Origin of the sequence: Pseudomonas benzenivorans (assembly GCF_033547155.1) — a bacterium.
Classification (GTDB): domain Bacteria; phylum Pseudomonadota; class Gammaproteobacteria; order Pseudomonadales; family Pseudomonadaceae; genus Aquipseudomonas; species Aquipseudomonas benzenivorans_B.
In genome coordinates this window covers 3,241,536-3,261,245 of record NZ_CP137892.1, presented here as the reverse complement: position 1 = coordinate 3,261,245, position 19,710 = coordinate 3,241,536, and the positions used below count along the sequence as shown (strand labels likewise).

At 64.0% G+C, this 19,710-nt stretch carries 17 protein-coding genes and 1 pseudogene; 10 read left to right on the top strand and 8 right to left on the bottom strand.

What is annotated here, in order from left to right; translation table 11 throughout:
- Positions 1–4: 4 nt before the first annotated feature.
- The gene (locus tag SBP02_RS15050; RefSeq protein WP_318642920.1) at positions 5–3,073 is read left to right on the top strand and encodes an efflux RND transporter permease subunit; all 3,069 of its coding nucleotides are present in this window, start codon (positions 5–7) and stop codon (positions 3,071–3,073) included.
- Between the two features lie 50 nt (positions 3,074–3,123).
- On the opposite strand, the gene dsdC is transcribed toward SBP02_RS15050, so the two are convergent.
- The 4 genes from dsdC to SBP02_RS15030 form a co-directional block, all read right to left on the bottom strand.
- Positions 3,124–4,086, bottom strand: a complete 963-nt coding sequence (gene dsdC, locus SBP02_RS15045) for a DNA-binding transcriptional regulator DsdC (RefSeq protein WP_318642919.1) — start codon at positions 4,084–4,086, stop codon at positions 3,124–3,126.
- A 36-nt stretch (positions 4,087–4,122) separates the two neighbouring features.
- A complete protein-coding gene (gene dsdA, locus SBP02_RS15040; protein WP_318646351.1) occupies positions 4,123–5,481 on the bottom strand; it encodes a D-serine ammonia-lyase in 1,359 nt (452 codons plus the stop codon).
- A gap of 212 nt (positions 5,482–5,693) precedes the next feature.
- Complete coding sequence (locus SBP02_RS15035; protein ID WP_318642918.1) at positions 5,694–6,047, bottom strand: RidA family protein; 354 nt, start codon at positions 6,045–6,047, stop codon at positions 5,694–5,696.
- 176 nt (positions 6,048–6,223) lie between these two features.
- Entirely contained in the window at positions 6,224–6,901 is a 678-nt protein-coding gene (locus tag SBP02_RS15030) for a DUF4197 domain-containing protein (protein ID WP_318642917.1), read from the bottom strand.
- 181 nt (positions 6,902–7,082) lie between these two features.
- Between SBP02_RS15030 and SBP02_RS15025 the strand changes: the two genes are divergently transcribed.
- Together SBP02_RS15025 and SBP02_RS15020 are read left to right on the top strand one after the other, a co-directional pair.
- The gene (locus SBP02_RS15025) at positions 7,083–8,072 is read left to right on the top strand and encodes an amidoligase family protein (RefSeq protein ID WP_318642916.1); all 990 of its coding nucleotides are present in this window, start codon (positions 7,083–7,085) and stop codon (positions 8,070–8,072) included.
- Entirely contained in the window at positions 8,045–8,710 is a 666-nt protein-coding gene (locus SBP02_RS15020) for a gamma-glutamyl-gamma-aminobutyrate hydrolase family protein (RefSeq protein WP_318642915.1), read from the top strand. Before SBP02_RS15025 ends, SBP02_RS15020 begins: the two co-directional genes overlap by 28 nt.
- Before the next feature lie 7 nt (positions 8,711–8,717).
- Here the strand turns inward: SBP02_RS15020 and plsB are convergent, their stop codons facing one another.
- Both plsB and SBP02_RS15010 read right to left on the bottom strand, forming a co-directional pair.
- Positions 8,718–11,201, bottom strand: coding sequence for a glycerol-3-phosphate 1-O-acyltransferase PlsB (gene plsB, locus SBP02_RS15015; RefSeq protein WP_318642914.1), 2,484 nt, complete (start codon positions 11,199–11,201; stop codon positions 8,718–8,720).
- A 387-nt stretch (positions 11,202–11,588) separates the two neighbouring features.
- Positions 11,589–12,260, bottom strand: a complete 672-nt coding sequence (locus tag SBP02_RS15010; RefSeq protein WP_318642913.1) for a cold shock domain-containing protein — start codon at positions 12,258–12,260, stop codon at positions 11,589–11,591.
- Between the two features lie 165 nt (positions 12,261–12,425).
- On the opposite strand from SBP02_RS15010, the gene SBP02_RS15005 reads away from it, so the two are divergent.
- The gene (locus SBP02_RS15005) at positions 12,426–13,484 is read left to right on the top strand and encodes an IS110 family RNA-guided transposase (protein ID WP_318642912.1); all 1,059 of its coding nucleotides are present in this window, start codon (positions 12,426–12,428) and stop codon (positions 13,482–13,484) included.
- A gap of 270 nt (positions 13,485–13,754) precedes the next feature.
- Here the strand turns inward: SBP02_RS15005 and SBP02_RS15000 are convergent, their stop codons facing one another.
- A complete protein-coding gene (locus SBP02_RS15000; RefSeq protein WP_318642911.1) occupies positions 13,755–14,732 on the bottom strand; it encodes a DUF4917 family protein in 978 nt (325 codons plus the stop codon).
- A gap of 161 nt (positions 14,733–14,893) precedes the next feature.
- Here SBP02_RS15000 and SBP02_RS14995 point away from each other — a divergent pair, with 161 nt between their 5' ends.
- The gene (locus SBP02_RS14995) at positions 14,894–15,937 is read left to right on the top strand and encodes an IS110 family RNA-guided transposase (protein WP_318642910.1); all 1,044 of its coding nucleotides are present in this window, start codon (positions 14,894–14,896) and stop codon (positions 15,935–15,937) included.
- Positions 15,938–16,203: 266 nt separating this feature from the next.
- On the opposite strand, the gene SBP02_RS14990 is transcribed toward SBP02_RS14995, so the two are convergent.
- Entirely contained in the window at positions 16,204–16,641 is a 438-nt protein-coding gene (locus SBP02_RS14990; protein ID WP_318642909.1) for a hypothetical protein, read from the bottom strand.
- Positions 16,642–16,792: 151 nt separating this feature from the next.
- On the opposite strand from SBP02_RS14990, the pseudogene SBP02_RS14985 reads away from it, so the two are divergent.
- The 5 genes and pseudogenes from SBP02_RS14985 to SBP02_RS14965 form a co-directional block, all read left to right on the top strand.
- A pseudogene (locus SBP02_RS14985) lies at positions 16,793–17,001 on the top strand (phage integrase N-terminal SAM-like domain-containing protein); the annotation flags it as partial.
- A 39-nt stretch (positions 17,002–17,040) separates the two neighbouring features.
- Positions 17,041–17,433, top strand: coding sequence for a tyrosine-type recombinase/integrase (locus SBP02_RS14980; RefSeq protein ID WP_318646350.1), 393 nt, complete (start codon positions 17,041–17,043; stop codon positions 17,431–17,433).
- Positions 17,434–17,580: 147 nt separating this feature from the next.
- Positions 17,581–17,817 carry a tyrosine-type recombinase/integrase gene (locus SBP02_RS20965; protein WP_404824336.1) on the top strand — a complete coding sequence of 79 codons (237 nt, stop codon included), beginning with the start codon at positions 17,581–17,583 and terminating at the stop codon, positions 17,815–17,817.
- 229 nt (positions 17,818–18,046) lie between these two features.
- Positions 18,047–18,970, top strand: a complete 924-nt coding sequence (locus tag SBP02_RS14970; protein ID WP_318642908.1) for an ABC transporter ATP-binding protein — start codon at positions 18,047–18,049, stop codon at positions 18,968–18,970.
- Positions 18,967–19,701, top strand: coding sequence for an ABC transporter permease subunit (locus tag SBP02_RS14965; RefSeq protein ID WP_318642907.1), 735 nt, complete (start codon positions 18,967–18,969; stop codon positions 19,699–19,701). Before SBP02_RS14970 ends, SBP02_RS14965 begins: the two co-directional genes overlap by 4 nt.
- Positions 19,702–19,710 lie beyond the last annotated feature (9 nt).

Here is a 19,710-nt window from a genome sequence, read left to right as displayed (position 1 = left end):
CCCCATGGGTTTCAACCTCTCCGCCTGGGCGTTGCACAACCGCCAGATCGTCCTCTACATCATGCTGCTGCTGGCGATAGTCGGCGGCATCTCCTACACCAAGCTGGGGCAGAGCGAAGACCCGCCCTTCACCTTCAAGGCCATGGTGATCCGCACCAACTGGCCGGGGGCGACCGCCGAGGAGGTCTCGCGCCAGGTCACCGAACGCATCGAGAAGAAGCTGATGGAGACCGGTCAGTACGACAAGATCGTCTCCTTCTCCCGCCCCGGCGAATCCTCGGTGACCTTCGTCACCCGAGACGACATCCGCTCCAAGGACATTCCCGACATCTGGTACCAGGTGCGCAAGAAGGTCGGCGACATTCGCCATACCCTGCCCCAGGGCATCCAGGGGCCCTTCTTCAACGACGAGTTCGGCACCACCTTCGGCAACATCTATGCGCTGACCGGCGAGGGCTTCGACTACGCCGTGCTCAAGGACTATGCCGATCGCATCCAGCTGCAGCTGCAGCGGGTCAAGGACGTGGGCAAGGTGGAGCTGCTCGGCCTGCAGGACGAGAAGATCTGGATCGAGCTGTCCAACACCAAACTGGCCACCCTCGGCCTGCCCCTGGGCATGGTGCAGCAGGCGCTGGACGAGCAGAACGCGGTGAGCACCGCCGGTTTCTTCGAGACCGCCAGCGACCGGGTGCAGCTGCGCGTGAGCGGGCGTTTCGAGACCGTCGAGCAGATTCGCGACTTCCCCATCCGCGTGGCCGAGCGCACCTTCCGCATCGGCGACGTGGCCGAGGTCAAGCGCGGCTTCAACGACCCGCCGGCGCCGCGCATGCGCTTCATGGGCGAGGACGCCATCGGCCTGGCGGTGTCGATGAAGAGCGGCGGCGACATCCTGGTGCTGGGCCAGGCCCTGGAGCACGAGTTCGCCCGCCTGCAGGAAACCCTGCCGGCCGGCATGCAGCTGCGCAAGGTGTCCGATCAGCCGGCCGCGGTGAAGACCGGCGTGGGCGAGTTCGTCCAGGTGCTCACCGAGGCGCTGATCATCGTGCTGCTGGTGAGCTTCTTCTCCCTGGGCCTGCGCACCGGCCTGGTGGTGGCGCTGTCGATTCCCCTGGTGCTGGCGATGACCTTCGCCGCCATGTACTACCTGGACATCGGCCTGCACAAGATTTCCCTCGGTGCCCTGGTACTGGCCCTGGGCCTCTTGGTGGACGACGCGATCATCGCGGTGGAAATGATGGCGATCAAGATGGAGCAGGGCTACGACCGCCTCAAGGCGGCCAGCTACGCCTGGAGCAGCACGGCCTTTCCCATGCTCACCGGCACCCTGATCACCGCCGCCGGCTTCCTGCCGATCGCCACCGCCCAGTCCGGCACCGGCGAGTACACCCGCTCGATCTTCCAGGTGGTGACCATCGCCCTGGTGGTGTCCTGGATCGCGGCGGTGGTCTTCGTGCCCTACCTGGGCGCCAAGCTGCTGCCGGACCTGGCCAAGCTGCATGCGGCCAAGCACGGCGGCAGCGACCAGGGCCACGATCCCTACGCCACGCCCTTCTACCAGCGCGTAAGGCGGGTGGTGAGTTGGTGCGTGCGCCGGCGCAAGACGGTGATCCTGCTGACCCTGGCCCTGTTCGTCGCGTCCATCGCGCTGTTCCGCTTCGTGCCCCAGCAGTTCTTCCCGGCCTCCGGGCGTCTGGAGCTGATGGTCGACCTCAAGCTGGGCGAGGGCGCCTCGCTGAGCGCCACCGAGGCCCAGGTCAAGCGCCTCGAGCAGCTGCTCGCCGAGCGCGAGGGCATCGACAACTACGTGGCCTATGTCGGCACCGGTTCGCCGCGCTTCTACCTGCCGCTGGACCAGCAGCTGCCGGCGGCCAGCTTCGCCCAGTTCGTGGTGCTGACCAAGAGCATCGAGGACCGCGAGCGCATCCGCAGCTGGCTGATCGACACCCTGGGCCAGGAGTTCCCCAGCCTGCGCACGCGTATCTCGCGCCTGGAGAACGGTCCGCCGGTGGGCTATCCGGTGCAGTTCCGGGTGTCCGGCGAGCACATCGACGAGGTCCGTGCCCTGGCCCGTCAGGTGGCGGACAAGGTGCGCGACAACCCCCATGTGGTCAACGTGCACCTGGACTGGGAGGAACCGAGCAAGGTGGTGCGCCTGAACATCGATCAGGAGCGTGCCCGGGCCATGGGGGTGAGTACCGCCGATCTGTCGCGTTTCCTGCAGAGTTCGTTGACCGGCGCGCCGGTCAGCCACTACCGCGAAGGCAACGAGCTGATCGAGATCCTCCTGCGCGGCACCCCGAGCGAGCGCCAGCAACTGGGCCTGCTGCCGAGTCTGGCGGTGCCGACCGACAGCGGCCAGCGCGTGCCCCTGGCGCAGATCGCCCTGCTCGAGTACGGCTTCGAGGAGGGGGTGATCTGGCATCGCAATCGCCTGCCGACCGTCACCGTGCGCGCCGACATCTACGGCCAGGAGCAGCCGGTGACCCTGGTCAAGCAGATCCTGCCGACCCTGGAGCCGATCCGCGCCACGCTGCCGGACGGCTACCTGCTGGACGTCGGTGGCACCGTGGAGGACTCGGCCCGCGGGCAGAAATCGGTGAACGCCGGGGTGCCGCTGTTCATCGTGGTGGTGCTGACCCTGCTGATGCTGCAGCTCAAGAGCTTCTCGCGTTCGGCCATGGTGTTCCTCACCGCGCCCCTGGGGCTGATCGGCGTGACCCTGTTCCTGCTGATTTTCCGCCAGCCCTTCGGCTTCGTCGCCATGCTCGGCACCATCGCCCTGTCCGGGATGATCATGCGCAACTCGGTGATCCTGGTGGACCAGATCGAGCAGGACATCGCCGCCGGCCTGGACCGCTGGCAGGCGATCATCGAGGCCACGGTGCGGCGCTTCAGGCCCATCGTGCTGACCGCCCTGGCGGCGGTGCTGGCGATGATCCCGCTGTCGCGCAGCATCTTCTTCGGGCCGATGGCGGTGGCCATCATGGGCGGCCTGATCGTCGCCACGGCCCTGACCCTGCTGTTCCTGCCGGCGCTCTACGCGGCTTGGTTCAGGGTCAAGCCGGCGCGCTGAGTGCCATGACTGAAAGCCCGGTCATCCGACCGGGCTTTTTTCTTGCCGCGTCACGGCGGCGTCCAGTCTGGCTCGGCGCCCTCGGCCGCGCATTGCTGCAACCAGTCGATGAACAGCTGCAGACGCAGGGGCAGCGGCTCGTGCGCCGGGTGAACCAGGTAATAGGCGCAACCCCCGACCGGGGAGAAGCCGCCGAGCGGCAGCAGCAGCTCGCCCCGGGCGATGCGCTCGCGCACCAACTGGTAGCGGCCCATGGCGATGCCGGCATGGTGGCTGGCAGCCAGGGCGCAGAGGTCGGAGCGATCGAAGCTGAGGCTGCGTCGCGGCAGTTCGAGCGCCGGCCTCTGCTGTGCGGCCCACAGTTGCCACTCGGCGTCGCAGGCGGCGTTGTCCCAGGCCAGGGCATCGTGCAGCAGGGTGCAGTGGCGCAGGTTGCTTGGGTCCTCCAGCAGGCCGTGCTGGCGGGCGTAGGCCGGGCTGCACACCGGGGCGAGCCACTCCTCCAGCAGCCGCGTGGAGACCAGGCCGGGGAACTCGTCCCGGCTGTAGTACAGGGCCAGGTCGAGGTGCTGGGTGCGGAAGTCGATGCGGGCGTTGCCCACCCGGATATCCAGGGTGATCGCCGGGTAGCGCTGAGTGAACTCGGCCAGGCGCGGCACCAGCCAGCACTCGGCGAGGGAGGGGCGCACATAGAGTGCCAGCGGCCCGGCGACTTCGGCGCCGGGGCCATGCTGCAGGGCCTCGCGCAACTCGTCCAAAGCCGCCTGGAGAATGGCGAAGATGCGTTGGCCGTCCTCGGTCAGGCGGATCTGCCGCGGCAGGCGCTGGAACAGTTGCAGGCCCAGGCCGCGCTCCAGGCGGGCGATGCGGTGGCTGACGGCGCTCGGGGTCAGGCACAGCTCCTCGGCGGCACGGGCGAAGCTCAGGTGGCGGGCCGCGGCCTGAAAGGTGTAGAGGTTGGCGAACTGGCTGCTGTTGAGCCCGGCGCCGAGGCGCGGTGGCAGGTTCAGCATGGCGGCGTCCTCGTGGTGGGGCGGCAGTCTGGGCGCTCAGGCGCGTTCGGCCTGCAGCAGCGCCCGGCCCTGGTCCAGGTAGGCGGCCATCTCCGCCTCGGGCACCATGTTGCCGCCGGTGGCCCACACCAGATGGGTCGCCCGGGCCAGCCGCTCCGGCGTCAGGTCCAGGCGCGGGCGATAGCCCTGGCGCTCGTCCAGCACCCGGGCGATGCCCGGCACCCCGGCCAGTGCCGAGGGCTCCAGGCGCAGGCCCTCGCGCTCTTCCAGCAGCGCCAGCAGGCGGAACAGCTCCTCGTCGTCGACCGTGTAGTAGCCGTCGATCAGCCGCTGCATGGCGCGGCCGACGAAGCCGGACGGGCGGCCGACCGCCAGGCCGTCGGCGGCGGTGCGGTTGTCGATGCCGAAGTCCTGCACCGCTACCGCCTCGTGCAGGCCGGTATGCACCCCGAGCAGCATGCAGGGCGAGTGGGTCGGCTCGGCGAACAGGCAGCGCACCGCATCGCCGAACGCCAGCTTGAGGCCGAAGGCCACCCCGCCGGGGCCGCCGCCGACGCCGCAGGGCAGGTAGACGAACAGCGGGTGCTCGGCGTCGACGCGGACGCCGGCGGCATGCAGCTGCTGCTTGAGCCGTTCGGCGGCCACCGCATAGCCGAGGAACAGGTCCGGGGAGTTCTCGTCGTCGACGAAGTGGCAGAGCGGATCGGCCTCGGCCTGGCGCCGCCCCTCGGCCACCGCCACGCCATAGTCGCTTGCGTACTCGACCACGCTGACGCCGTGGGCGCGCAGTTTGTCCTTCTTCCACTGGCGGGCGTCGGCCGACATGTGCACGGTGGCCTGGAAGCCCAGGCGCGCGGCCATGATGCCGATCGACAGGCCGAGATTGCCGGTGGAGCCGACGGCGATCCGGTGGCGGCCGAACAGGGCCCGGGCCGCCTCGCCGTCGAGTGCCCGGTAGTCGCCCTCCAGGCGCAGCAGGCCGGCGCCCAGGGCCAGGTCTTCGGCGTGCTTGAGCACCTCGTAGATGCCGCCGCGGGCCTTGATCGAGCCGGAGATCGGCAGATGGCTGTCCTGCTTGAGCCACAGCGAGCCGTGCAGCGTCAGGCCGTAACGCGCGGCCAGGGCCGCCTGCAATTGCGCCACCGGGACCAGCGGCGACTCGATGATGCCGCCGCTGGCCGCGGTCTCGGGGAAGGCCTGGGCGATATAGGGGGCGAAGCGGGCCAGGCGTGCGCTGGCATCATCTACGTCGGCCCGGCTCAGACCGACATCGCCCAGGGCCTCGGCCACGGGGGCGATCCCCGGGTTGAACCAGCTGAGCGGCTGCAGCGCGACCAGCCGGGCGATCAACGGGTAGTCCTGGCACCAGGTGGCGAGGGGTTTGCCGAAGGGCATGAGTGGACTCATCGAGAAGACTCCGGAGAGGGCAGGGGCCACCTGGACGATCCCGGTGGTGGCCCTATTAGACGCAGCAGCGGGGCGCCTGGCAAAGGATGCCTGTTCAGGCCATGGGTGATTTCAGGTCAGCCATGGGCGCAGTAAAAAGCCCGGCGAGCGCCGGGCTGGGTTTTCGCGCCGCCTTGGCTACGGCGGGAAAGGGGGGCGTATCAGGGGGAAACGGCGGCGATTACCGAGATCTCCACCAAGAGTTCCGGGCTGGCCATCGAGGCCTCGACACAGGCGCGCGCCGGGGCATGGCCCGCCGGTACCCAGTTGTCCCACACGCTGTTCATCTCGGCGAACAGGGCCATGTCCTTCAGGTAGAGGGTGGCGGAGAGGATCTGTTCGCGGCTGCTACCGACCGATTCCAGCAGCGCGTCGACCTTGGCCAGCATGGTGCGGGTTTGCTCGGCGATCCCGGCGCTGCGGTCCTCGGCCACCTGACCGCACAGGTAGGCGGTGTGGTTGTGCACGACGACGCGGCTCATGCGGGCGCCGGTTTCATAGCGGGAAATGTTCATTGAGACTCCTAGATGAGTGGGTGGGAAAGATGTATCGCACGGGGCTGCGCCGTCGCACGTCGGCCCAGGGGCGCCAGGCCGGGCATCGGGCTCGGCTGCGCGACTTGCTGGTCTGGCCGCGGCGGGCGCCAACAGGCCCGGCAAGGTCCGGGCCCGATGGTGGTCGCAGGACCAGGCTACAGTGCGCCGAAGACCTTCTTCGCCAGGCTGGTGGCCGCGCCGGCGGGGTTCTGGCGGATGCTGGCTTCCTGCTGGGCGATCATGGCGAACAGGCCGTCGAGCGCCTGTTCGGCGACATAGCCTTCGATGCTGGCGTTTTTCGCCTCGAGCATGCCGAAGTTCGCCGCCTGGCCGGCGAAGGCGTTGTACTGCTGGGCCAGGCCGACCCGGTCGGTGGCCTGCTTGACGATCGGCAGGAAGCGGGCACGGATCTGCTCGCGGCTGCTGCGGTCCAGGTACTGGGTGGCCGAGTCCTGCGGGCCGCCGAGAATGCCCTTGGCATCCTCCACGGTCATCTTCTTCACCGCGTCCACCAGCAAGGCCTGGGCCTCGGGCACGGCGGCCTCGGCGGCGCGGTTCATGCTCAGCTCCAGCGCCTCGACCTGGCTGCCCATGCCCATCAGCTTCATGGTCTTGGCCGCCTTGCCGAGGTTGCCCGGCAGCTCGATGCGCACCGCCGGGTCGTCGCTGAAACCGCCGGGGGCGCCCAGTTGCTTGACCGCCACCTGGGCGCCCTGGATCAGTGCATCCTTGAGGCCGCCGCTGGCGTCCTGCTGGGTCAGGTTGGCGAGCGACAGGGCGAAGGCGCTGGCGGACAGGGCCAGGCCGGCGACCAGTGTGGAGAGGCGCAACATGGGGCGTTCCTTATGTAGAAGTCGTGGGTCGAGCTTAGCGGAGCGTCGAGCCTGCGCAAACCCGCGTGTTGCGGGGCGTCAGGCTGTGGGCTGGCGGCAGCGGTGCCGGGCTGAGGTTTGCGCCGGGGCGCCGCAGCGGTTATTACTGAAAAGCCTTGCCTCAGTAAAGGCCGCCAATGCCATGCATCGAGACCTCGAGTTCAAGCTGCCCCCCGTTACCCGCAAGGCCGACGGTACACCGCGCCGGGTCGGCTTCGAGCTGGAATTCACCGGCCTGACCCTCGACCAGACCGCCGCTACGGTACAGGCCGCCCTGGGGGGCGAGCTGTCGAGAACCTCGGCGAGCGAACGGGTGCTGCGGGTCGAGGGGCTGGGCAAGTTCAACATCGAACTGGACTGGGACTTCCTCAAGCGCCAGTCGGCCAAGGTCGAGGATGCGCAGGAGGGGAGTCCGGAGTGGATGGACCTGCTCAGCCAGGCGGCGAGCCTGGTGGTGCCGCTGGAAGTGGTCTGCCCGCCGATTGCCATCGGCGAGCTGGCGCGGCTGGACGCTATGGTGAGCGGCCTGCGCCAGGCCGGTGCGGTGGGTACGGAGAATTCGCCGCTGGCGGCCTTCGGCGTGCATATCAACCCGGACATCCCGCATCTGGAGACGGCCAGCATCGGCGCCTACCTGCGCGCCTTCGCCCTGTTGCAGTGGTGGCTGGTGGACGCCCATCGGGTGGATCTGTCGCGGCGGATCAGCCCCTATATCGACCTCTATCCCGAGGCCTACGTGCGGCTGCTCGCCGAGCGTCCGGTGGCCAGCCGCGAGCGCCTCTTCGACGACTACCTCAAGCACAACGCCACCCGCAATCGGGCCATGGATCTGCTGCCGCTGCTGGCGCAGCTCGATGCCGAGCGGGTGCGGCAGGCCGTGGCGGACCCTAAGGTCAAGGCCCGGCCCACCTTCCATTACCGCCTGCCCAACTGCCAGATCGAGAAGGCCGACTGGTCCCTGGCCAGGCCCTGGAATCTCTGGTGCGTGGTCGAACGTTTGGCCGCTGCAGAGGATGAGTTGCAGGCCCTTGCCGAGGCCTTCCTGCTGCACTGGCGACCGATTCTCGGCCTCAACCGCTCGGCCTGGCTGGAGTACGTCGGACGATGGCTGAACGACCGCGGGTGGGGGTGACCGGCAACCCGCGGCGTTGGTCGCCCTCCTGGTGGTCGACGCGCTGGGCGCTGCGTCTGGTCGGTGCCGATGCCGAGCGCATCAGCGTGGCTCATGCTCCCAGCGGCATGCCGCTGAGCGCGCTGATCATCGGCGGCGGTGACGATGTCGGCCCGGAGCATTATGGCGGCGACATCGCGGCCAAGGTGCGCAGCGACCCCGCGCGCGACAAGCTGGAGATGCGCTGGATCGAACAGGCGCTGGAGCAGGGGATTCCGCTGCTGGGCATCTGCCGCGGCGCCCAGCTGATCAACGTGGTGCTGGGGGGCAATCTGCACCAGGACATCCGGCCGATGCGCGTGCGCACCTACAACCGGCCGGGCCTGTTGCCGACCAAGCAGGTGCAGGTCGACGGCCACTCCCATCTGTCGCGGGTCTGTGCGCGGCACCGCCTGCGCGTCAACAGCCTGCATCACCAGGCCGTCCGCGATCCGGGGGAGGGGCTGCGGGCCGTCGCCTGGGATCTGGACAACATCGTCCAGGCCGTGGAGGCCGAGGATGGCCGACCCATCATCGGGGTGCAGTGGCACCCCGAGTATCTGTTCTACCTGCCGGCGCAGTTGGCCCTGTTCCGCTGGCTGACCCGCGTCGCGTCCTGAGTCGGGGTCAGACGGCCTCCAGGGCCTCCTCGCCCTGGTCCATCGCCACCTGGCGGATCGACAGACGCAGTTCGGCCGGCAGCACGCGCCTGGCCGCACCCTCGACTAGGGCACCGAGCTGGGGGTGATGGCCGAGCTTGCCGGCCTCGTCCTGGCGCAGCACGCCCTGCTCCTGCAGGGTCTGGATGAAGTGGCGGAACAGGCTCTTGTCGAAGAACTCCGGGGCATTGAGGCCGTGGAGGATCGACAGGCGCTGGGCCATCACCGTGCACAGGTCCTCCAGCTCCTCGGCACTGATGACGTTCTGCCCGGCGTTGAGCAGCAGGGCGATGGCCATGTAGAAGCGCTGCAGGGTCTGGGCGATGGCCCGCGAGAGCAGGGTCAGCAGGACGAACTGGCGCGAACTCGGCGCCGGACGCACATAGGCGTCGCCCTCGACCTTGAGCAGGCCCTGCTCGACGAAGGCCGCCAGCCACTGGTCCACCACGGCCTCGAGCGCGTCGACATCCCAGCGGATAAACAGCTCGGCCTGCAGGTAGGGGTAGAGGGCGCGGGTGAAGCGCAGGATCTGCTCGCGGCTGATCCGCGCGCTGCTCTGGAAGAAGCTCGCCAGCAAGGCCGGCAGGGCGAAGATGTGCAGCACGTTGTTGCGGTAGTAGGTCATCAGCACCGCGTTGTGCTCGTCCAGGTAGAGGATCTTGCCCAGGGCATCGCGCTGTTCGGCGAGCAGGTCCATGGCCTTGACGTAGTCGATCAGCGCCTGGCCATCGCCCTCCGGCAGGGTGCAGTGCGGCGAGTAGGGCACGGCGCGCAGCAGCGCCAGGTAGAGGTCCAGCACCCGCGCCAGGGCGGGTTCGTCCAGGGCCAGCTTGCTGGTGGACAGCAACGCCAGGGCCACCAGGTTGACCGGGTTGACCGCCGCCGCCTCGTTGAGCCGCTGTGCCACCCGCGCGCCCAGGCGGTTGGTGGCCTGGTTCAGCCAGGCCGGGCGGAACTGCGCGCCATGGTCCTGCTCGCGCCAGTCCGGCTGCTGCTGGTCGAGGAACTCGGCCAGCTTGAGCGGCTCGCCGAAGTTCACCCAGACCTGGCCGAAGCGCTGCTTGAGCGCGCCCAGGACCTTGAAGATGTCGAAGACCGACTCCTTCTTCTTGCTCGCCCCGCGCAGCTCGCCCAGGTAGGTGCGGCCTTCGAGGACTCTTTCATAGCCGATATACACCGGCACGAACACCACCGGCAGGCGGTGGTTGCGCAGGAAGCTGCGCAGGGTGATGGCCAGCATGCCGGTCTTGGGCTGGAGCATGCGCCCGGTGCGCGAGCGCCCGCCCTCGACGAAGTACTCGACCGGGAAGCCCTTGCTGAACAGGCTGTGCAGGTATTCGTTGAACACCGCGGTGTACAGCGGGTTGCCCTTGAAGCTGCGGCGCATGAAGAAGGCGCCGCCGCGGCGCAGCAGGCTGCCGATGATCGGCATGTTGAGGTTGATGCCGGCGGCGATATGCGGCGGCGTCAGGCCGTTGCGAAACAGCAGGTAGGACAGCAGCAGGTAGTCGATATGGCTGCGGTGGCAGGGCACGTAGATCACCTCGTGGCCCTGGGCGATGTCCTGCACCCCTTCGATATGGTTGACCCGGATGCCGTCGTAGATCTTGTTCCAGAACCAGCTCAAGACCAGTTCGAGGAAGCGGATCGCCGTGTAGGCGTAGTCCGAGGCGATCTCATTGCCGTAGCGCAGCGCCTGGGCCTCGGCCTTTTCCAGCGCGATCTGCTCCCGCTCGGCCTGCTCGGCGATCGCCTGGCGCACCAGCGGGCCATGTACCAGGCCCTTGACCAGGTTGCGCCGGTGCGACAGGTCCGGGCCGATCACCGCGGCCTTCTGCTGGCGGAAATGCACCCGCAGCATGCGTTGGACCATGCGCAGGGTGCGTTCGTGGCCCTTGTCCTGCGCCACCAGTTCGCGCAGCTGGATGGGGGTGGAGAACTGCACCCGGGTCTTGCGTCCGAGCATGAGGATGCTGACCAGCCGGCGCAGGCGCCCGGTGACCGCCCAGCTGTCGGCGAACAGCAGCTTCCAGGGGCTGGTCTCGCGGTCCGGCGACTGCCCCCAGAACACGCTGACCGGCACGATCTGCACATCCGCCACGGCCTGCTGGCTCAGGGCCGCGACCAGCCGCGCGAGGGTCGGCGAGCTGCCGCGCTTGTCCTGGCGGCCGAGCCAGTCCGGCTCCGGGGTCAGGTAGAAGAAGGCCGCCGGCTCTTCCTGCCCGCCCAGCTTGACCGGCAGCACCGGGCGCGGCAGACCGGCCTTGCGGCACTCGCTGTCGACCACCGCCAGGTCGCTCAGCGACGGCAGTTGCAGCACATAGAACACCGGCTTGCTGCGGTCGAGCCTGAGGCTGAAGGCGGACTGGTTGATGGTTTCCGAGCGTACCCAGAGGTACAGCAGGCGGTGCAGGGTGCCGAACACGAGGCGGCGGAACGGGGAGCGGGTCATACGGGGTCTGCTGCTGGCATAAAACGAGCGATTGCTCGGGGGCGCTAGTGTGCCGCAAGGGCGGGCGGCGGGCAAAACGTCTTGGCACAGCGCAAGGCCCGCCTGACGGCGGGGGTAATCAGGATGGGGTGAAGGTTTTCATGGGGTTGTGGTGAGCAGCAGCACTGTCGGAACAGGCGAGTCCTGCAGCGGAACAAGGCCGATAACAATCATGATCCTGGTGATCGATTGAACGCTTGGCCCCCGCTGCGCGAACTACAGAATGGCCAGGGCGATAGCGCCCAACACAGGCCGGATATACGCATGCAACCGCGCTGACGACAGGGTTGGGAAAGCTATTCCTCACCGCTTGTGGGGAGAGTCCATATACCACTAGTTAGGTTTAGCTTACACAAACCATGTGACTGCACCGGCGACGCAAATGATCGGAACGGACGCAATAACCAAAAATAGACCAAGGCAACCTGAATTGGATGAAGAATAAGAGCTTCGGCTTTCTTGTTGCTCTTTAGGTCGTTCGCGCAGCCATGCCTGGTGACAAGATTTGCAATATAACCTATTCAGTCCTCTATTCCAGGCAAGCACTGTTCTCTCGTCGTGACTGGAGACTGCTTGGCACTTTGAGCATGAGAACAATTTATTTGCAGGCTGTTTCTTTCTGCTTGATATGAAGAACATAATTAGTAGAAAAATTGCACCAGGCACCAAGGCTGACTCTGGTGCGCCTGTTTTTATGAATAGACCTAATGAGATAGCAAGAAGTACAGCTAGAGCAAAGTAAGCAAAATAATCTAGCGCATCTTTCTTGACAGGCTCTGTGACTATTCTTTTAGAGTTCCCAGAGTTGGAAAGTGATACGCCTTCAAGTAGCACGTGCGTTGCTTTGAGGCGACCTTGAGAGTCCTTGGCTACTTCAAAAATGACTGCGTCACCAACTTCAGGTTTGCGAGTTGCTTTTTTGACGCTTGAGATGTGGAAGAAAACCTGTTCGTTTTTACCTTCAGGACTGATGAAGCCGAAGCCTTTATCATCCTTCCATGAAACAATTTTCCCTTTCATTCTTGTGGAACTCTCATTTTTAATGGCGTACCTAACGTTTGGTTAAGGGGCGGGCTTTAGCCCGTCCCGAGTGAGCGGAGCGAACGATTTGAATGCTGTAATGGACTCTCCCTGCACCGCCTTCTATACCCGCAGCGGTGGTGGCTGATAGTTGGGAGAGTCGTGATGAAGCGTATTGCGGTTGATCTGGCCAAGTCCGTTTACCAAGTCGCCGAGAGTGTCCGTTCCGGCCATGTGGTGCAGCGCAAGCGGCTGAACCGGGAGGCGTTCCGGCGATATATACAGGAGCAGGCCGAGGCGGTCGAGTGGGTGATGGAGGCCTGTGGCACGGCGCACTACTGGGGGCGCATAGTGCAGGCGCTGGGTCACCGGGTGACGTTGATTCATCCGCGCTACGTGCGGCCCTATCGACGCCGCAACAAGACCGACCGCAACGATTGCGACGCCATCCTCGAAGCGGCGCGCTGCGGGGGAATTCATCCGGTGCCGGTGAAAACCCACGAGCAACAACAGGTGCAGCAACTGCACGGTCTGCGTGAAACCTGGAAGAAGAGCCGCACTCAACGGATCAACCTGCTGCGCGGCATCTTGCGCGAAGCCGGCATCGAGGCGCCGGCTGCGACCGCGGCGTTCCTGCGCCGGGCCAACGAGTTGATCGAGCGTCCCGAACTGGCGCCTTTGCAGCATCAACTGCACATCGTCCTGGCCGAGATCAACCTCTACCAGCAGTGCATGGTCGAGTGCGAGCAGCAACTGCAGCGCTGGCATGCCGAGGATGAGATCGTGCACAAGCTGGACGAGGTCAGCGGCATTGGCGTGCTGACCGCCAGCGCCCTGAAAGCCGCGGTCGGCCAACCCGAACGCCGGGACGCCGGCCGCTTTTCCAATGGGCGCCAGCTCAGCGCCTGGCTGGGCATGACCCCGCGCGAGTTCAGTAGCGGCGAACGGCGCAAGCTGGGGCACATCAGCCGGCAGGGCAACGTCTATGTTCGCACGTTATTGATCCACGGCTCCCGCGCCGCCTTGCTGGCGGCGCAGCGCTGCCAGGCACGTACACCGGAGAAACTGACCCAGTTACAGCGCTGGGCCGTCGAGACCGCCGCGCGGATCGGCCACAACAAGGCGGCGGTGGCCCTGGCCAACAAACTGGTGCGGATTTGCTGGGCGGTGTGGTGCCATGCGCGGCGCTTCAGCGGCGATTGGCACAGCGCCAAGCCCGCCTGACGGCGGGGGCAATCAGGATGGGGTGAAGGTTTTCATGGGGTTGTGGTGAGCAGCAGCACTGTCGGTACAGGCGAGTCCTGCAGCGGAACAAGGCCGATAACAATCATGATCTGAGGGATCGATTGAACGCTTGGCCCCCGCTGCGCGAACTACAGAATGGCCAGGGCGACAGCGCCCAACACAGGCCGGATATACGAATGCAACCGCGCTGACGACAGGGTTGGAAAAGCTATTTCTCACCGCTTGCGGGGAGAGTCCATATACCACTTGTTATGCCCACACGGGTGCCGTTGCAGCATCAAAGAAGTCTACATCGAGCCCAGGTCGTTGAAGGTATGCACGCGCATTTGCCCTTGCTCTTGTATTTGACTCGCTGTTTTCATCGCCGTAAATGCTCACAAAAACCTTGCTTATCTGGCTGCGTTTTATCTGAGCAAAAATATGCCTGTCATTTTCATCCATCGAGTGACCGTAGATGAATAATGCCCCCTTGAGATTTCTTAGCTCCTGAAAGCAATAGTTAAGATAAGGGTTATGTTCGATTTTCTTGAGCTTGCCTTCATGGCTGGGCTCGGAAACAAAGAGTGGAAATTTCCCTTGTTCAAGATTTTCTCTGACCTGCTCGATTATGGTTTCTCCTGCCTCAGTAAAGGCATGTTTCTTTATGCTTGAGCCGGAGTCGTATATGTGAAGCCCGCCGTGCAAGAAGTGTACTTCTTGGTTTGTACTGTGTCCTTCCCAGCGCCGCTGGGCTCGAAAGCCATCGTCGGTTCTGTAGTTTTCTGGCGGCAAATCATTTTTATTTCTAGACCAGTAAAGTAGTAGGTCGTAGTTGACTGTGAAAATTTGATTGAAGCCGGAGATAAATTTTCGAACAGAGGAATATTGTTCATCCGTAACTTCGTGCGGAAGATGCGGATGCGTGTTCGAAATTGCAGTAATTAATGCCTGCTTTAAATGCTCTTGATCTTCTTTTATCTGATTAATAGTTTCTCGTTCAACTCCATATGCTTCGCAAACAGTCTCGGCTGCTACCAGTTGCCTCATGATCGCTTCAAAATCATAAGTGTTTAGATTTGTGAATAACGATCGAATTATTGCATCTCGTTGGCCAAAATCTGCAGCTTCAAGAAGATTGGCGTAGTTGAATATTTTTGCATTCCATGCCTGAGAGAAGCCATTGGCTAATAAAAGCGAAGGTGTCTCTTCTTGATCAATGTTGCCTAAAGCTTCTTGGAAGGTCAGCACCTGATAGCTCCGATTGCATAACGTTTGGTTAAGGGGCGGCCAAAAGCGCAGCTTTTGGACGTCCAAGTGAGCGGAGCGAACGACTTGAATGCTGTAATGGACTCTCCCCGCACCACCTTCTATACCCGCTGCGGTGGTGGCTGATAGTTGGGAGAGTCGTGATGAAGCGTATTGCGGTTGATCTGGCCAAGTCCGTTTACCAAGTTGCCGAGAGTGTCCGTTCCGGCCATGTGGTGCAGCGCAAGCGGCTGAACCGGGAGGCGTTCCGGCGATATATACAGGAGCAGGCCGAGGCGGTCGAGTGGGTGATGGAGGCCTGTGGTACGGCCCACTACTGGGGGCGCTTCGTCCAGTCCCTGGGGCATCGGGTGACGTTGATTCATCCGCGCTACGTGCGGCCCTATCGACGCCGCAACAAGACCGACCGCAACGATTGCGACGCCATCCTCGAAGCGGCGCGCTGCGGGGGGATTCATCCGGTGCCGGTGAAAACCCACGAGCAACAACAGGTGCAGCAACTGCACGGTCTGCGTGAAACCTGGAAGAAGAGCCGCACTCAACGGATCAACCTGCTGCGCGGCATCTTGCGCGAAGCCGGCATCGAGGCGCCGGCTGCGACCGCGGCGTTCCTGCGCCGGGCCAACGAGTTGATCGAGCGTCCCGAACTGGCGCCTTTGCAGCATCAACTGCACATCGTCCTGGCCGAGATCAACCTCTACCAGCAGTGCATGGTCGAGTGCGAGCAGCAACTGCAGCGCTGGCATGCCGAGGATGAGATCGTGCACAAGCTGGACGAGGTCAGCGGCATTGGCGTGCTGACCGCCAGCGCCCTGAAAGCCGCGGTCGGCCAGCCGGAACGCTTTGCCAATGGGCGCAAGCTCAGCGCCTGGCTGGGCATGACCCCGCGCGAGTTCAGCAGCGGCGAGCGGCGCAAGCTGGGGCACATCAGCCGGCAGGGCAACGTCTATGTGCGCACGTTATTGATCCACGGCTCCCGAGCCGCCTTGCTGGCGGCGCAGCGCTGCCAGGCGCGCACGCCAGAGAAGCTGACCCAGCTACAGCGCTGGGCCATCGAGACCGCCGCGCGGATCGGCCACAACAAGGCGGCGGTGGCCCTGGCCAACAAACTGGTGCGGATTTGCTGGGCGGTGTGGTGCCATGCGCGGCGCTTCAGCGGCGATTGGCAGAGCAAGGCGCCCGCGTAGCGGGCGGGGTAATCAGGATGGGGTGAAGGTTTTCATGGGGTTGTGGTGAGCAGCACTGTCGGAACAGGCGAGTCCTGCAGCAGAACAAGGCCGATAACAATCATGATCCTGGTGATCGATTGAACGCTTGGCCCCCGCTGCGCGAACTACAGAATGGCCAGGGCGATAGCGCCCAACACAGGCCGGATATACGAATGCAACCGTGCTGACGACAGGGTTGGAAAAGCTACTCCTCACCGCTTGCGGGGAGAGTCCATATAGCATTGTTATGCGCTTGTCCCCGATGCTGGTATGGCACCTATTTTATTGCGCTGAATACATATGCGCGCAGCTATGTATGCTGCGATAGATACGGTGGCGCAGATGGGGAGAACAGGGACTACATAGCTTAACGCAGGAATGAGGCCCAGGTTCATACTATGCATGATATAAGGTACTAGGCCGATGTTGCTGCTTGCGATTACGCCAAGAATTGCGCTTATGAGGTATAGGGCAAGAGTTAGGAAGTGTGATTTTCCGCTTTTTTCTTTGCCCCCAAGCGCCAGCAGGCCGTAGGCCAATGAAATTATTAGTAGGCCTGTTAGTGATGCTGTTGCAGTTAGACTGTTTGGATAATTATTAATTCCTGTAATTAAAGAAAAAATTCCTAGCAGTGCGCTTATGGCTGCAAAGCTGAACATAATTGCTATGTTGGCGGTACGCATTACTTCTCCTTGTGCATAACTATAAATAGACACCAACTGGTGCATAACTCCCCGAACGGGACTGGTGGATAACCTTCCTTGTCATACTTCTGCTCCCTGTCTAGGCTGGTGCTTTCCCGGTCAGGACGACCGATTTGGGAGGTTATGCACCATGGACGGCAAGCCTCGTCTGCTCGATCAGATGCGTGAGCGAATTCGGCTCAAACACTACTCCATCCGTACCGAGCGAGTCTATTGCGAGTGGGTAAAGCGGTTTATCCGCTTTCACCAGTATCGTCACCCCCTGGATATGGGGCTGCCGAGGTGGAGGCCTTGCTTACCGAGCTGGCGGTAAGGCGCAATGTTTCGGCATCCACGCAGAATCAGGCGTTGTCCGCTTTGCTGTTTCTTTATAAGGAGGTGCTGGCGCTCGACTTGCCCTGGCTGGCCGATGTCGTGCGGGCGAAGAAGCCGCAGCGGTTGCCCGTGGTCTTGTCGATTGAGGAAGTGCGTCGAGTCCTGGCGGCGCTCGATGGCGAGCTCTGGCTGGTTTGCAGCCTGCTCTACGGCACAGGCATGCGGCTGATGGAAGTGCTGCGCTTGCGGGTCAAGGATGTGGATTTCTCGCGCCGTGAAATCCTCATACGCGATGGCAAGGGCATGAAGGATCGCGTCACTATGCTGCCGCAGCGTTTGCTGGAGCCCCTGCTTCGGCACCTGGCCGTGGTGCGAGCTATCAGACCGTTGAAAAACTACCTGCGTTGGCAATACTGCGTTAAAAACGGCCTAAAAATGCTCATTTACAGCACGTAAACTCCGCTTTTTCGGCCGTTTTTGCCTTGTCTTGCCTGCCTCGCCTACGTTTTTCAACGGCCTGCTACCTATAGGGCCGAGCTGGAACAGGGTCGTGGTGATGTCTGGCTACCATTTGCACTGGCGCACAAATATCCACGAGCGCCGGTGGAGTGGGGGTGGCAGTATGTGTTCCCGGCATCCGGTCTGTCGGTAGATCCTCGTACCGGGGCGGTGCGGCGTCATCATTTGGATGAGAAGCGCGTTCAGCGGAGCTTCAAACGCGCGGCCGGGGAAGCCGGCATCGTCAAGCAGGTCTCGCCGCATACGTTGCGCCACTGCTTTGCCACGCACCTGCTGGAAAGCGGCCAGGACATCCGCACCGTACAGGAGTTGCTGGGCTGAAGACCACCATGATCTACACCCATGTGCTCAATCGCGGCGGGTTGGCGGTGTTGAGCCCGTTGGATCGTTAAACGCCACTGTTGGCGGCGGTAACCTCCGGTAAATGTCCGAGGCCGCTGTTCGGTTGCAACTCCGGCATCTGTCTTTTTATAGTGCGGCGGCATTTTTGCAGGCCCGTCTCGCTGCTGTACGGGTAGCGGACAGGGTTTGACCGCGATGGTGAGAGACCATGATCGAGATAAGAAATCTTACGAAGCGTTTTGCACAGCACTGCGCGGTGGACGATCTGTCCTTCCGCGTCCATCCGGGCGAGGTGCTGGGTTTTCTCGGCCCCAACGGTGCCGGCAAGTCCACCACCATGAAGATGCTCACCGGCTTCCTCGCGCCGACCTCCGGCAGCGCCAGCATCCTCGGTTTCGACATTCAGCAGGACACCCGCAAGGCCCAGCGGCAGATCGGCTACCTGCCCGAGGGCGCGCCTTGCTACGGCGACATGTCGGTGCGCGGCTTCCTCGAATTTATCGCCGAGATCCGTGGCTATCGCGGATCTGAGAAGCAGCAGCGGGTGGCCAGGGCGGTGGCCCAGGTCGAGCTGGACAAGGTCCTGGAGCAGTCCATCGAGACGCTGTCCAAGGGCTTCAAGCGCCGCGTCGGCCTGGCCCAGGCGATCCTCCACGATCCCCGGGTGCTGATCCTCGACGAACCCACCGACGGCCTGGACCCGAACCAGAAGCACCAGGTGCGCAAGCTGATCCAGAGCCTGGCCCAGGACAAGATCGTCATCATCTCCACCCACATCCTCGAGGAGGTCACGGCGGTGTGCACCCGCGCGCTGGTCATCGGCCAGGGCAAGCTGCTGGCCGACGGCACGCCGCTGGAACTGGAGAGCCGCTCGCGCTACCACCAGGCGGTGACCCTGGTCGCCGAGGAGCCGCTGGACCAGGCCGCACTGGCGGCCCTGCCGGGGGTCGTCGGGGTGGAGGAGAACGCCCGCGAGCATGGCCTGAGCGTGCTGGCCAAGCCGGGCGAAGTGATCTTCCCCCAGGTCAATGGGCTGATCGCCGAGCGCGGCTGGAAGGTCAAGGAGTTGAATGTCGAGCGTGGGCGCCTGGACGAGGTGTTCCGCAGCCTGACCCGAGGGGAAATGCTATGACGCAGTTGCCGGTCATCTTCAAGCGCGAGCTGGCGAGTTATTTCGCCACGCCGCTGGCCTATGTCTTCATCCTGATCTTCCTGGTGCTGTCCGGGGTATTCACCTTCTACCTGGGCGGCTTCTTCGAGAGCGGCCAGGCCAGCCTGGCGCCGTTCTTCAACTTCCACCCCTGGCTGTACCTGTTCCTGGTGCCGGCCATCGCCATGCGCCTGTGGGCCGAGGAGCGCAAGTCCGGCTCCATCGAGCTGCTGATGACCCTGCCGATCAGCCGCTTCGAGGCGGTCGGCGGCAAGTTCCTCGCCGCCTGGGCCTTCACCGGCCTGGCCCTGCTGCTGACCTTCCCCATGGTGCTGACGGTCAACTACCTGGGCCAGCCGGACAACGGCGCCATCCTCACCGGCTATATCGGCAGCTGGCTGCTGGCCGGGGCCTACCTGGCGATCGGCTCGTGCATGTCGGCGTTGGCGAAGAACCAGGTGATCGCCTTCATCCTCGCCGTGGGCCTGTGCTTCCTGTTCATCGTCAGCGGCTTTCCCATGGTGCTCGATGCCTTCAGCGGCTGGGCGCCGCAGTGGCTGGTCGATGCCGTGGCCTCGCTGAGTTTCCTGACCCGTTTCGAGGCCATCAGCAAGGGCGTGATCGATCTGCGCGACCTGCTGTACTTCCTCACCCTGATCGCCGCCTGGCTGGCCGCGACCGCGGTGGTCATCGACCTGAAGAAAGCCGACTGAGGACCCGTG